This is a genomic window from Sphingobacterium sp. UBA6317, from assembly GCF_002440385.1.
Taxonomy (GTDB): domain Bacteria; phylum Bacteroidota; class Bacteroidia; order Sphingobacteriales; family Sphingobacteriaceae; genus Sphingobacterium; species Sphingobacterium multivorum.
Genome location: NZ_DJTD01000065.1, coordinates 37,098 through 50,529 on the forward strand (window position 1 = coordinate 37,098; position 13,432 = coordinate 50,529).

Annotated in this window: 14 protein-coding genes and 1 pseudogene; 2 read left to right on the forward strand and 13 right to left on the reverse strand. The window is 40.3% G+C overall.

Annotation, left to right across the window (positions count from 1 at the left end; all coding sequences use genetic code 11):
• The first annotated feature begins 176 nt into the window (after positions 1-176).
• Both B3E92_RS21080 and B3E92_RS21085 read left to right on the forward strand, forming a co-directional pair.
• Positions 177-755, forward strand: coding sequence for a DUF1572 family protein (locus tag B3E92_RS21080; RefSeq protein ID WP_159333065.1), 579 nt, complete (start codon positions 177-179; stop codon positions 753-755).
• Between the two features lie 150 nt (positions 756-905).
• A complete protein-coding gene (locus tag B3E92_RS21085; protein ID WP_286898152.1) occupies positions 906-1,793 on the forward strand; it encodes a helix-turn-helix domain-containing protein in 888 nt (295 codons plus the stop codon).
• On the opposite strand, the gene B3E92_RS21090 is transcribed toward B3E92_RS21085, so the two are convergent.
• The 13 genes and pseudogenes from B3E92_RS21090 to B3E92_RS21150 form a co-directional block, all read right to left on the reverse strand.
• Positions 1,790-2,596 (reverse strand): DUF2490 domain-containing protein, encoded by an 807-nt coding sequence (locus B3E92_RS21090; RefSeq protein WP_286767941.1) that lies wholly within the window; start codon positions 2,594-2,596, stop codon positions 1,790-1,792. The genes B3E92_RS21085 and B3E92_RS21090 overlap by 4 nt on opposite strands.
• Before the next feature lie 28 nt (positions 2,597-2,624).
• Entirely contained in the window at positions 2,625-3,515 is an 891-nt protein-coding gene (locus B3E92_RS21095) for an urea transporter (RefSeq protein ID WP_201638982.1), read from the reverse strand.
• Between the two features lie 10 nt (positions 3,516-3,525).
• A complete protein-coding gene (locus B3E92_RS21100) occupies positions 3,526-4,323 on the reverse strand; it encodes an urease accessory protein UreD (RefSeq protein ID WP_286898155.1) in 798 nt (265 codons plus the stop codon).
• Positions 4,324-4,325: 2 nt separating this feature from the next.
• Positions 4,326-4,964, reverse strand: coding sequence for an urease accessory protein UreG (ureG, locus tag B3E92_RS21105; RefSeq protein ID WP_046675418.1), 639 nt, complete (start codon positions 4,962-4,964; stop codon positions 4,326-4,328).
• 12 nt (positions 4,965-4,976) lie between these two features.
• Positions 4,977-5,666: an urease accessory protein UreF gene (locus B3E92_RS21110; protein WP_286898158.1), complete on the reverse strand. Its 690-nt coding sequence runs from the start codon at positions 5,664-5,666 to the stop codon at positions 4,977-4,979.
• Between the two features lie 225 nt (positions 5,667-5,891).
• The gene (locus tag B3E92_RS21115) at positions 5,892-6,434 is read right to left on the reverse strand and encodes an urease accessory protein UreE (RefSeq protein ID WP_286898161.1); all 543 of its coding nucleotides are present in this window, start codon (positions 6,432-6,434) and stop codon (positions 5,892-5,894) included.
• Positions 6,435-6,437: 3 nt separating this feature from the next.
• Positions 6,438-7,025, reverse strand: a complete 588-nt coding sequence (locus B3E92_RS21120) for a hypothetical protein (protein ID WP_146753183.1) — start codon at positions 7,023-7,025, stop codon at positions 6,438-6,440.
• A 158-nt stretch (positions 7,026-7,183) separates the two neighbouring features.
• Positions 7,184-8,905: an urease subunit alpha gene (gene ureC, locus B3E92_RS21125; protein WP_070567879.1), complete on the reverse strand. Its 1,722-nt coding sequence runs from the start codon at positions 8,903-8,905 to the stop codon at positions 7,184-7,186.
• Between the two features lie 65 nt (positions 8,906-8,970).
• Positions 8,971-9,276, reverse strand: a pseudogene (gene ureB, locus B3E92_RS21130) (urease subunit beta); the annotation flags it as partial.
• Between the two features lie 18 nt (positions 9,277-9,294).
• Positions 9,295-9,597, reverse strand: coding sequence for an urease subunit gamma (ureA, locus tag B3E92_RS21135; RefSeq protein ID WP_070567883.1), 303 nt, complete (start codon positions 9,595-9,597; stop codon positions 9,295-9,297).
• A 176-nt stretch (positions 9,598-9,773) separates the two neighbouring features.
• Positions 9,774-10,124, reverse strand: a complete 351-nt coding sequence (locus tag B3E92_RS21140; RefSeq protein WP_286898163.1) for a hypothetical protein — start codon at positions 10,122-10,124, stop codon at positions 9,774-9,776.
• 186 nt (positions 10,125-10,310) lie between these two features.
• A complete protein-coding gene (locus B3E92_RS21145) occupies positions 10,311-12,845 on the reverse strand; it encodes a TonB-dependent receptor (RefSeq protein ID WP_286898165.1) in 2,535 nt (844 codons plus the stop codon).
• Entirely contained in the window at positions 12,790-13,383 is a 594-nt protein-coding gene (locus tag B3E92_RS21150; protein WP_236560238.1) for a GNAT family N-acetyltransferase, read from the reverse strand. The genes B3E92_RS21145 and B3E92_RS21150 overlap by 56 nt, the downstream gene beginning before the upstream one ends.
• Between the last annotated feature and the right edge of the window lie 49 nt (positions 13,384-13,432).

Genomic DNA, 13,432 nt, shown 5'->3' on the forward strand with positions numbered 1-13,432 from the left:
CCTTCTCCTTCTCCTTCTCCTTATAAATTCACACATTTATCACCTCAAAAAACTGTATCAGGAAATTAATGACATCGATAGCAAAACCAGATTTCAGCTAAAAAAATTATTTTAGGTCTCGGTTTCAGGACATTTTTGTATATTAATATTCATATAAATGCCAAACTTTCGACGCAATGGACAATTTTTTAGCGACATGTATCAAGCAATTTCAATATTATAAATCTTTGGGTGATAAAACATTGGCACAGTTAAGCACTGAACAACTCTTTTGGCAACCCAATGATTCGAGCAATAGCATTGCATTAATTGTTAAACATTTAGGTGGAAATATGCTTTCCCGATGGACCGATTTCCTCACCACAGATGGCGAAAAACAAAATAGAAACCGCGACCAGGAGTTTGAGAACAGTTGGGTAGATCGCGATGAGCTTATTACCTATTGGAATGCTGGATGGTCCTGTCTGTTTCAAGCAATTGAATCCCTCGAAGAAGAAGATCTCGCTAAAATCATTTATATCCGTAATCAAGGACATACCGTCATGGAAGCGATCTTGCGGCAGCTAGCACATTATCCCTACCACATCGGTCAGATGCTCTATATTGGGAAAATATGTTTGGATGATAAATGGACCTCCTTATCAATACCCAAAGGTAGTTCAGCGTCCTATAATAGGGAGAAATTCAGCCATGAAAAACAGCAACAACATTTCACGTCGGAGTTTATAAAAGGGAATCAGGACAATTTGTCTTAAATAAGCTTTTTCACTTAGTTAACACAATAATTACTTGATTAGAAAGCATCGGATGCTAACCTAATTTCCGCAAACTTTTAAGTATATTTGTCATACATACAACTATTCCTTTTTTTTGATTTCATTGGTAAGTAGGTTGTCTTTAAAACTATGAAAAATTCGATTAAGATCATCAACAATTACGAGTACAAAAAGTTATTTTTACCGGATGTTTCTGAGCACAATTTATTCAATGAGAATAAAATTCAAGTCTATCGAATCGAGAATTACCTCCGCAGTATCCTGATGCCTGTCATCCCCTATCGTACGACGTTTAATTTTCTCATTTTTGTAACGAAGGGGTCCCTGACCCAACATCTCGAAAGCGCATCTTATACCTTAACCGAAAATCAAGTCATTAACATCAAACAAGGTAATATTACGGCTACGCTGGCAATCTCTGATGATGTAGAAGGTTTTTTCGTGGTTTATGAAAATGAAATTGTAACTGATATTGAGCTTGGCATAAACGATATTAAATTTTTCAATTCCCATCCTTTTACCACACTTAAACCACATGTAGCACATTGGATCCAGCAAATGTTGATGTTATTGGAACAGGAACTTTTTACCGAGGGCCGCGTAATGGAAGTCTGCATATCCATGATGCAGTGTATCCTATTGAAGGTGATAAAATCGGATATAGAGACTAAGGCGCCGATGAGCCGACAGCTCGATATTGCTTTCCGTTTCCGCGAATATGTACAAAAATTTCATATCGATCATAAAAACGTGTTATTCTACGCCAATTTATTGCATATTTCAGAAAACTACCTCAATAAATGTGTAAAGGAAGCGACAAATAAACCTCCGAAGCAATGGATTAGTGAAATAAGTATCTTACATAGTCAGATTCTGCTGCAGGATGCTACGAGAGATATTGCCGGTATAGCCTTTGAATTGAAATTTCAATCGCCCTCCTATTTCACCAGGCTATTCAAAAAAATCACTGGGTATTCACCCAGTGACTATCGGAAACATAAGTTTATGGCGGGCTAATGTTTTTTACGGTAAGGCAGATTCCAGATTAAATCTACGGCTAAATAATGAACCCCAAAATCCACTTTGTCATAGCCTTTAATTAAGTCGTTCATATAACCCAGATCCAATCGCAAAGGTGTCTTTGGAATATCTGTCATGTAATAAAAACCCAAACGGGTCTCTTTATAGCCAAAGCTAGACCAGGTACTAACAGGTTCGTAGAGCTTGCTGATTGCAAAAAGTCCTTCAGCGCTCAACGCCAATTCCTGCTTATTTTTAGCCGAAATTTTGAAATTTAGCTGCGACTTCAAGCGGGTCCTAAATTGAAAATTCTCTTCTGCCTTTTGAAAATCGGCTGTAAAGAACTTTCGGAACTCTTGCCTTAATGTATTTTTCCATTTCAAACGATCATTAAGGGTCAATGTATACGCATATCGTCCATACAACCTAAACTCTTGCTCAACACCTTCGTTATGATATGGGGCAGCCTCATCGTAAACGTTTTGGCGACGATAACTCAACGCATAACTATATTGTTGATTTTTAGCAAATTTATGATAGACCTCATGGTTTAACACCCAAATAGCCTGCTTGTGAAATGGATTTGAATCGTCGGGTGTACTTTTAGTTCCCAAACCAATATAGGTCAATGCTTCCTTCGTTCCAGCACTGTCTAACTTCCTACGCAAGCCCAAAACCGACCAAGATGCGGTCCTTGCTTTTCCTAATCCCGGCGGACTGACTTGTCCGTACACCGTATTTACATGAATTCCCAATAAGAGCATTATTGGGAATAGTTTTATTAAACGAAATTTAAACATACATAAAATTTTAGTTCACAAAAAAGGACTAGGAAGTCCCTTCAGCTGATGAAAACCTATTCACCAACCATTTATCGATAAGTTTGACAGGGTGCATAGCCCACATCGCAAAAACAAATGGAAAAGTCAATGTTGTCCATCCGTTGTGAATCAAAAAATGATCGAAATATGTTGCGATAATCGTTCCGATTAGAACATATACACCATCTCTAACGCGGGGGCCGCTTAGGGCAATCCCAACCAAAACTGCATTGAAGCTAAAAATGCCATTATTGGTCATATCTACAGATTCATGGCCATGGTGTGATATATAAACACTGATGATAACAGCAGCGAAACCGTAAAGTGCGCCCATAGGATTGCTCAGGAAAACCCCGATGAAAAAGATCAATCCAGCAATTAAACTACCCTGAAAAATAACCTGACCAAAGGCATGGCCTTCAATTAGGAAGTCATCCATTTCCTGAATATCAACAAAATGCTCGGGTACAGTCCGCAAGGCCAGTTCTGGAATACTCAACACATACAATGCGATCCAGGTAATTAAGATAAAAGGAAATGTAAATACCGGCAGATTCTTCTTTAATGCAAACCCCATCAAAATGGTGGTCAACGCAGATCCTACGATTAAGGCTCCCCATACCCAAACGTTTGTCTGGAAATAGAAAACCAAAGCAATACCGTAAAGCGTAGCATTAAATCCGAAAAGTCCATCATTGATATGATCCTCATCAAATTTCATCAACTTGGCCGTCAGTACGCCTACGATGTTAGCGAGAACCCCTGCAAAGCCCATAAGTGCCGAATCATAAATAATGGCTCCGATAAATAAGATACCCGTCCAAATGTTACCCTGTAACATAATCTGCCCAAATCCTTTAAAAAAAGCTTTTATAAAAGCTAGGATGTTATTTTTCATTGGAATATAATTAGTTGTTATTCAAAAATATGTTGTCCCATAGTGCGCTTTGCATTTCTTTAAAAAGAAGATAAAGCTGTTCGGCACCGTTACCTAAAACACGAACCATAAAACCGTCATGCTGCAATTCGCTAATCCCAAACGCGACGTCTTTGGTTTCCCCGTACTGTTCATGGAAAGCCTCGATCCAGTCGCTTGGATTCAAGCCGGCACTATTCAGATAGATCAACGTTCCCTGGTGCGTATAGCCTTCCAAAATACCCAGACCTTGTATAGGCATACGATCTGGCTGAAGCAATACATTATCCTTCACCACGAGCCTACCATTGACATAACATTCTGTCAGATTTTGAAAGTGATTGTACATAAACTCTTCACCGGACATTTTCCGGCCACAGGTCACGATTTCACTCAGCAATAAGTGACAATTTGAAGCAAGACGTACAATGTTATGGCTCAAAAAATGAGACGAATGCTGAGGTACGACGGGATGGGGTACATAAGAAAAAACAGCATTTTCGCCTACATTCACTTCCATCGTTTGGGACGATTGACCTTTCATATGAAACAAACGCTGATAAGCCTGCGTTTGTAACTGTAACTTAGACCCCGGAGCAATATCAACTTGAATACGATGGTCATCTCCATCCAACAAACCAGGCGATGAACTCATAATCATCAAGTACGCTGCATTGTCTTTTTGATATTGCCCAACAGGAACGATACGAAACGGTTGTGTCGCATATGCATCTTTTAAAAAGGATTTTCCTTCGCGATGTGCTATCTTAATAGCTAAAGAACAAATCATAATTAACGTAGTAAATTAGGCTCCTCAATATCTTGAAGGAGTGCGTATTTTTTAATCCAGCCTACGATCTCTTCCAAACCATCGCCGGTTTTTAGATTTGAAAACAGGAATGGAGAACCTTTACGCATTTTACGCGCATCATGTTCCATCACTTCTAGGCTTGCGCCCACATAGGGTGCCAAATCTTTTTTATTAATCAACAACAGGTCTGATCTTGTAATTGCCGGCCCACCTTTACGCGGCATTTTTTCACCTTCGGCAACATCAATGACAAAAATGGTGATATCGGCAAGATCCGGACTATAAGTAGAAGTCAGGTTATCACCGCCACTTTCAATTAAAATCAACTCCAAATCCGGGAAACGGCTAGCTAGTTCATCTACAGCTTCGAGATTCATACTCGCGTCTTCCCGTATCGCCGTATGGGGGCAACCGCCAGTTTCCACACCGATAATTCGTTCACGGGGAAGCAAACTATTTTTGGCCATATATTCCGCATCTTCCTTGGTATAAATATCATTCGTAATTACGGCAAGATCAATTTCATTCATCAACCGTCTGCTCAATCGTTCCAATAATGCTGTTTTACCAGACCCTACTGGACCACCAACCCCTATTTTAACATATTTTCTATTTTCCATTTTAATTGTTTTTTAAGAAATATAAACTCTAGAATATAATCGTTCGTGTTGCATGCAACGGATGTCAAATCCAATGTTGCATAAGCCCACTAAATTCCGTTCAACGGTTAAGGTCTCTTTGCAGAGATCAAGTATATCATCATGTAAACCAAAAAGTATATCTTGGCCATCCAACTGTCCTAATGGCACAAGTTTTACAGCGTTGGTCACCATCGTAATGGCGGCATTATAATAAAAGCCGTGTAATGCTTCTTCCAAAGGAATTTCTAAAAGTGACGCCAACATGCCATACATCAAACAGTAATGGCTATCTACTTCCTTCTTTTGGATTAATTCACCCCAGGATAGCATAAAATCCTGGTGTTGATAACGACTGAATATTTTATAAATACGTACACCCAGTTTTTTACTGGCATCGCGAATTTCTCTTGGGCTTTTTAATGCTGTACATTCTTGATCTAACGCGATCAATGCATCCATGTCCTGCGAAGAAGTTGCTTCATAGGCCAATTTCATCAAAGCAGCATCATTGTACTTCAGATTATACCAGAGGTTATGACGCACATAATTATCCGCCGTAACTTTATCACAGACCAAGCCCTGTTGCACATAAGTCTCCAGTCCATTTGAATGGGTAAACCCTCCAATTGGTAATGTAGGATCTGCTAGATGGAGTAACTTGCCTAGAAATGTATTTTTCATTGACATTATTTTTTTATTATAAGTATATATCTTCAAGGACCAACCCGCCCCTTGTGTAATCTTCTCTACCATTGGATATTAAAGCTGTACCAAGTTTTTCCTTTTATGAAAAGAAAGTACTGCTCTAATCCTTTTTATCTGATCCATCCCTTTTTCCTGATTCCTATTTTTTACATTATAGGATCAATGAGCTAGCTACGCTCGGTTATCGAGCAGAACGAAACTTCAGCCTCCCTTCATAGCTGTTGGCGCTTGCGAATTCATGAAGGCTTTGTCGTTGATCAAAAGCGGGATATTTTTAGTCGAAGACTTTATCTTCTGATGATGCTTGGGATCGACATTTGCATTGAGCTGACGTAAAAGTTGACGCTCGCCACGCTGCGGGTCAAATCCTTGTTTCTTTAGCCATTCGTACATTAACCGTTCATAAGGCATAAGCAATTCATTTGCCTCCACAAATAGAGGCAAATGTTTGTTTCCAATTTCGCTGCTTACAAAAGCAGTTCGCAGGAAATCAATTGCCATGACACGGATGACTTCACAAGGTTTGATCGTTACCACAACAATTTTCTCTTCATCTTCGTACAAGACATCACCATCCTGCAAGCTGGATGTATTACCCAACAATTTGACGGCAATATCCATTCCCTCCGCTGTACGTAAACGTTGAATACGTTTGGTCGACTCATACCATTCAATAGCAAGCAAATCCAGACGCTTAGTGATCTGCTCCCCCTGAATATTCCTTGTGATTTCCGTGATTATCATTTTTTAATTTTTAATAAATAGATTTTTAGACAAGCCTAAACCTACTGTAGATCCATTGATTCCCGTAATAACTTCGTGATCATTGGGAATAGCAGCATCTTTACTATTTTTCTTTTTATAAGACAGTTCTGCTACTTTAGCTTTTAATGCCCAGCCTTTTCCCAAGGCGATACCCACAAGCGGGTACACTCTGAATAGATAGCCATTGTATTTACCATCTACCATAGTACCACCGGTAGCGACATGTTGATCGCCCCACAAATAATGCACATCAACCTGGCCAATTAACATAAAATGCTCACTCAGGGGCCAAGTATTGCTATAGAAAGGTCCTATTTCATGCGAATGATCCGTAAAATCCAGTGCTTTATCCTTAGCAGAATTGAACCCATAGTTTAGCCCCGCATTCATATTGTCAGTGAAAAAATAAGCAGCACCCACCGGAGCGGCACTAAATTGATGCCCAGCTGTTGTTTCGTGGTAATTCAGTGACCCATAAACCATGATACCTCCCTTTTGCGCATAGGCCGATTGTATGGTTAAGCACGCCATTGCTATACAACAGCCTAAAAATGTCTTCAAATTTTTCATTAGCGTAAATCGTATTTTAGCTTAATGAAGCATCATGAGCAATCAGTATTCCCTCTCTTTTATGCGCTTTTGATAAGCCCATGATGATTTCATCAACCTATTGTTTTTCATAGCTTATGGCGTGACATCGGATCACGCCATAAAAAGTAGTTATAGGGTTAAAACAAGAAGTATCGTTGTCCCAACGAAACTGTATCAACAGGTTTTGACCGCAAGATCTCGCCGTCAAGACTTACCTCATAATTCTCTGGATTGACGATAATTTCAGGTGTGGCATCATTGTGGATCATATCTTTTTTGGAGATATTCCGACAATTTTCTACGGCAAGTAAGGTTCTTTCTAGTTTATACTCTTCTTTAATTCCCTTTTCCAATGAAATTTTAGAGACAAAGTCAAAACAAGTTTGGTGAACGGCTTTACCTAAACCGCCAAACATGGTTCTTAAGATGATAGGTTGTGGTGTAGGAATAGAAGCATTCGCATCCCCCATTTTTGAAGCGATAATCATCCCGCCTTTAATAATCATTTCTGGTTTTGCGCCAAATAAAGCTGGACGCCAGATAACCATATCGGCAATTTTACCAGGCTCGATAGAACCAACGTACTTCGAAATACCGTGGGCAATTGCTGGATTGATCGTGTATTTCGCGACATAGCGACGTGCACGGAAATTGTCGTTGTCCTTACCTTCATCTTCAGGCAATGGACCTACTTGTTTCTTCATCTTGTCTGCAGTCTGCCAAGTACGTGTGATGACTTCACCTACACGTCCCATTGCCTGCGAATCGGAACTCATGATACTGAATACACCGCGATCTTGTAGTACATCCTCAGCTGCAATCGTTTCTGGACGGATACGAGAATCGGCAAAAGCCACGTCTTCCGGAATTTCTTTGCTCAAGTGGTGACAAACCATCAGCATATCCAAGTGCTCGTCAATTGTATTTTTTGTAAATGGACGTGTTGGATTTGTCGATGCTGGCAATACATTTGGATACATCGCAGATTTGATGATATCCGGAGCGTGCCCACCGCCAGCACCTTCCGTATGGAATGTATGGATCACGCGTCCGTTGATTGCCTGGATCGTGTCTTCCAAGAAACCCGCTTCATTCAGCGTATCGGTATGGATAGCCACCTGCACATCATATTGATCAGCAACCGTCAACGCTCTGTCGATTGTTGCTGGTGTAGCACCCCAATCTTCGTGGATTTTAACACCCAAGGCACCAGCTTCAATTTGTTCAACAATAGGTTGTTCAGTACCAACGTTTCCTTTACCAAAAAAACCAAAGTTCATTGGAAGATCTTCAACAGCTTGTAACATGCGGCGTAAATTCCATTTACCCGGTGTTACTGTAGTTGCATTTGTTCCATCCGCTGGACCTGTACCGCCCCCGATCATTGTTGTAACACCACTATATAAGGCCGTTTCAACTTGTGTTGGACTGATATAGTGGATATGGGTATCAATACCACCTGGAGTTAAGATGTATCCTGATCCACCATGCACCTCCGTAGAAGCACCGATAATCATATTTGGTGTAATATTATCCATGGTATCCGGATTTCCAGCACGACCAACACCAACAATTTTACCATCCTTAATACCAATATCACCTTTCACGATACCCCAGTGGTCAATAACAATAGCATCAGTGATCACCATATCCAGTGTACCTTCATCACGTGTATGAACGGAAGATTGGCACATCCCGTCACGCACGGTCTTACCACCACCAAATTTGGCTTCATCGCCATAGTAAGCGTAGTCTTTTTCGACTTCAATAATGATATCTGTATCTCCTAAACGGATTTTATCTCCACTTGTAGGGCCAAAGATGGCGCTATAATTTAATTTGCTAACTTTTAAACTCATGACACTTTGTTTTTAAAGCCTTGTTCTTTTACTTTTTTCATTGCATTTGCTTTCGCAACTTCGGTTTCGGTATCTCCATTTGCCAAATCATTGTGGCCATAGATCCTTCTTGCACCTGCATACGGAACCAATTCGACCTCTTTTGATTCGCCTGGTTCAAAACGTACTGCAGTACTTGCGATAATATTTAAGCGCTTACCAAAAGCTTTCTCGCGATCAAACTCCATCATTTTGTTCACTTCAAAGAAGTGGAAATGTGAACCTACCTGAATGGGCCTATCACCTGTATTTGTCACAGTGATGGTTGTAACTTCTCTACCTTCATTGCAGATCACATAGCCATCTGCAATAAAAAATTCTCCTGGGATCATAGATTATATTTTTAACAATTAGCGAATCGGGTTATGAACAGTAACCAGTTTTGTACCATCTGGAAATGTTGCTTCTATCTGTACATCATGAATCATTTCGGGCACACCTTCCATAACATCTTCACGTGTCAACAATGTTGCACCAAACTGCATTAAATCGGCAACAGTACGCCCGTCACGAGCAGCTTCTAAAAGTTCACTACTGATCAATGCAATAGACTCCGGATAGTTTAATTTAAGTCCTCTAGCTTTACGTTTTTTCGCTAGTTCGCCGGCAAGATGAAGCAATAGCTTCTCTGTCTCTCTAGGTAATAAATGCATATAAATATTATTTAAATTGTTGTTATTCGAATTAAAAACAATTCACGGTGGGTACAGGTCACGACAAGGTCATACGACTTAAAAAAATCGTTCAAAATCGTGATGAATAGGACAGATTACACCCCTACACAGCGCAAGGTCTGTCTTTTCTCAACCCTTGTAAGAAATGGAAATTTTCACCCCAGAAATGGGATCTTTAAACTTTGGAAAAGAATATATTTTGGCGGAAGGATCAATCGATCCATATAAGGCCTTCTGTTATTCTGAATTTTGAGACGTACAGGATAACAGAATACAAAAAGACAAATTGAAAGCACGCCCCAATAGAGCAGCTTGCTCCATTCATCTTTGAGGTCCATCTGTTCGGTGATATCATAGACATCATGATCTTTAACCGCAGCTAACAGATTTTCCCGTTCTGACTGTCCTAAAGCTTTATCTACAGGAGAAGGAAATACAGACAGACTTAGGCGGACGAGGGGTAAATGCTGAACAGTAGAATGTGATGGCATAGCTATTCCTTTCATGAGCAGGGTGCTCAAAAGAAAAACTAAAAAGATTAAACTATACCTCATTCTTGCGTTCACAATACTATTATTTGTTGTTCAAATTTACAACCAAAGCGGGCTACTTGACTAGCACAAATCTTGAATTAAATAGTCCAAATTTGTTGAAAAAGCCCGCTTTGGCGGTTTTAGATTACTATTTCAGCATTAAAAAGAGTAACCCACTGATACCATGACATTTCGCGGTGCACCAGCAAAGGCTCTCGTGTAGTCAAAACCACCTAAAAAGTAATATTTATCGAATACATTGTTCAGATTTAAGGCCATTTTCATCGCACCAATGTGGTAATAGGCAGCAGCATTTACAGTGGTATACGAAGGCCATTGTCCCCAGAGTGCATTTCCTTCGCTATCCTTTCCGATACTGTTATCCATCCTTTTACGATCTACATAATAAACACCGGCACCAAAACCCAAACCTTTTAATGTACTAGCTGAAAACACATATTTCAACCAGGCACTCGCCATATTTTTAGGTGCTCCCGGTAGGGACTGCCCGATTTCAGAAGGAACAGAAGATGATTTTACCTCCGTATCATTATAGGTATAATTGGCCATAATCTGGAACTCCCTTGTCAACTGCCCACGCACATCGAGTTCGACACCCTGCGATAGCGCTTTGCCAGATTGTCTATACTCCGGCAACCCTGAATCGTTGATAGCCCCTGTGGCAATGAGCATATTCCGTCGTTCAATTCGGAATAAGGATAGATCAACTTGCAATTGCTCTTTAAAAAAACCGGCCTTCATCCCCGTTTCCACCTGGAAACTGCGCTCAGCATCAAAGGGTTTATCAGCTCCGTAATCTTTATAGTTCTGAATAAAATTGGCGCCCACAGGTACAAATCCTTGTGAATAACTTGCAAAATAGTTAATCTGGTTATTGATTCCATAGGTTACACCAAAACGAGGTAATAAGGCATTTTGCGTTGCATGAAAGCGATTTTGTCCGTCAAGTGTCTCAGAAGAATAATGCTCATGACGAAGACCTACAATAAGTTTCAATCGCTCGTCAATGCTGATTTGATCCTGAATATATTTACCCGTTGTTTTATAAGGGCTCAAAAAAGGATAAGCGACTCCCGTGCGCCACACATAATTCGTTAGATCATGCGTGGTATAAGTGGGATTGTTCAAATCAAAAGTCAACGGGACGACTTTGCCATCTACAGTTTGCTGCCGCGCCTCCCGCAATTGATTTTCTTTGTCGCCCCGATATTGTGCAAAATCAACTCCTGCAACAAAATGATGATCGACTCTATCGCCCAAAAGATCCCATTTAACATAACCCACAACATTATCTGTATAGTCACGTCCATGACGATCAAAAAAACGCATATTCATAATGGTATTATGTGGCGCATCAGCAAAGGTGTTCATTGTCCGATGTTCGTTGACATCCTCCTGATAGATGGATTTCATGTAGCTCAGATTCAAACTAACATGTTCTGCCAGACGCTGAGACAACCGGCCGCTTAACGAAAAAGTCTTGGAATTATAAAAATCGGAAGGCTGGCTCAACGTAAATGATCTTGGCAAAGCATAAAAGTTATTTTCCTTAATACCCATTCCCCGATCAAGATAACCGTTGAACTGATTATACACCATATCAATATCCACCACCGTGCCCTCAGCTGGTTTAAAGGTGAACGAAGGAGCCACCATGATTCGTTTCTGGCGATTTACATCGCGGAAAGTCTTTGTATCTTCGTAACCCGCATTAAAACGATATAAAATACGTTTGACACTGTCCAGAGGTCCACCGAGATCCACAGTTGTTCGCATCGTTTCAAAACTACCACCTGAAAAATTCACATGCCCTCTAAAATCTTCCAAAGGCTTCTTGGTCGTCATATTAATTGTACCACCCGGTACGATATCTCCAAACAAAGATGCTCCTGGCCCTTTCAAAACCTCGATATTTTCAAGATTGATTGTTAAGGGAGAATTATAATAACTGTTACCATAACCATACCCCGAGCGTAAGCCATTGACAAGCCGTACACCCGTTTCATAACCGCTTTTAAAGCCACGAATGACAACATCATCATAGGAAGATGCTTCGGTCACACCAGCCAAATCCTGAACCAATGCCCCTGTGGTGAATGCCTGCTTATCCTCTATAAATTCCTTACTTAAAACAGCAACAGATTGTGGAAGATCTTTTAATTTTCCAGCAAATTTTCCGCCCAACTCCATGTCGTTTGTCAGATAAGAATTGTTGCGTCTACCTGTTACCAATACCTCATCCAAGGTATTATCACCGGCCATCATCAGTAATCGAACTCCTTTTTTTGCATTCCAGCTAGCGGCGTTCAAATCCAGCAATACAGGCTTATACCCAATTGCATCTGCACGTAACTGTACAGGAAAGGAAATTATTCCGGTAAAACTAAATTCGCCCTGAGCATTAGAACTTGTCTGTTGTTGTCCATCGACTAAGGTCAGTGTAACCCCAGCGATGGGATCACCGTTTTCATCCTGAATTTTTCCAAATAATGCTACTCCTTGTTGTGCATATACGGCTCCCGGTACGGAAGCGCTTGTCAATAAAGCGAAAGCTAGCGCTTTCATCATGTTGTTCATTAGAATAATTTTTCTTTTTTTTGGATTACCCAAATCGGGTTTAAGCAATACGATCAACGAATAATTCCATGTGTATCGTTGGAAAATTCGATTCATTACAATAGTCCTTTAATTGAAAGCCTTGTTTTCCCCAAAACTCATAGGCTCCTGTCAAGAATGGATGCGTATGTAAATAAAGCCTTTCTATACTTTTCTCCTTAGCTACAGCGACCAAACTTTTGAACAAGGCTGTTCCTAAACCTGACCTACGGTAACTCGGATCCACAAAAAGCCGGGCAACTTCCACCGTTTTCCTTCTGTCTATATCCAAATGCGGAAAACGGTAGTCATAAGCCGACATACCAACCACGCCGATCAAATTACCCCGATGATCTTTTGCCTGCAAGAATGCAGCAGCTTCAGCCTCAAGATACACGGCTGAAAATGCGAGTAGATCCTTAGGAAGCTTATTGGAATCCAACATCGGAAACAACTGTTTCCGAAATTCAATGACATAAGGTAATACGACATCAATATCCTCCTCTTCAACACGAGATATGGTTATATTTTTCAACTGAGGTTGAGCGGGAAGAGATCCCTTACTCATCCGTTTATTTTCAATCAATATATGACCACTGTCTTTAAATATATTCATAGTGTTATCGCTATTTTAAAATAATCGCCCCGTAAACTGGGCATTTCAC

Bases quoted from the DNA above. Each gene is read 5' to 3' on its own strand.
- B3E92_RS21080 (WP_159333065.1), top strand. From the start codon at position 177: ATGGACAATTTTTTAGCGACATGTATCAAGCAATTTCAATATTATAAA.
- B3E92_RS21085 (WP_286898152.1), top strand. From the start codon at position 906: ATGAAAAATTCGATTAAGATCATCAACAATTACGAGTACAAAAAGTTA.
- B3E92_RS21090 (WP_286767941.1), bottom strand. From the start codon at position 2,596: ATGTTTAAATTTCGTTTAATAAAACTATTCCCAATAATGCTCTTATTG.
- B3E92_RS21095 (WP_201638982.1), bottom strand. From the start codon at position 3,515: ATGAAAAATAACATCCTAGCTTTTATAAAAGCTTTTTTTAAAGGATTT.
- B3E92_RS21100 (WP_286898155.1), bottom strand. From the start codon at position 4,323: ATGATTTGTTCTTTAGCTATTAAGATAGCACATCGCGAAGGAAAATCC.
- ureG (WP_046675418.1), bottom strand. From the start codon at position 4,964: ATGGAAAATAGAAAATATGTTAAAATAGGGGTTGGTGGTCCAGTAGGG.
- B3E92_RS21110 (WP_286898158.1), bottom strand. From the start codon at position 5,666: ATGAAAAATACATTTCTAGGCAAGTTACTCCATCTAGCAGATCCTACA.
- B3E92_RS21115 (WP_286898161.1), bottom strand. From the start codon at position 6,434: ATGATAATCACGGAAATCACAAGGAATATTCAGGGGGAGCAGATCACT.
- B3E92_RS21120 (WP_146753183.1), bottom strand. From the start codon at position 7,025: ATGAAAAATTTGAAGACATTTTTAGGCTGTTGTATAGCAATGGCGTGC.
- ureC (WP_070567879.1), bottom strand. From the start codon at position 8,905: ATGAGTTTAAAAGTTAGCAAATTAAATTATAGCGCCATCTTTGGCCCT.
- ureA (WP_070567883.1), bottom strand. From the start codon at position 9,597: ATGCATTTATTACCTAGAGAGACAGAGAAGCTATTGCTTCATCTTGCC.
- B3E92_RS21140 (WP_286898163.1), bottom strand. From the start codon at position 10,124: ATGAAAGGAATAGCTATGCCATCACATTCTACTGTTCAGCATTTACCC.
- B3E92_RS21145 (WP_286898165.1), bottom strand. From the start codon at position 12,845: ATGAATCGAATTTTCCAACGATACACATGGAATTATTCGTTGATCGTA.
- B3E92_RS21150 (WP_236560238.1), bottom strand. From the start codon at position 13,383: ATGAATATATTTAAAGACAGTGGTCATATATTGATTGAAAATAAACGG.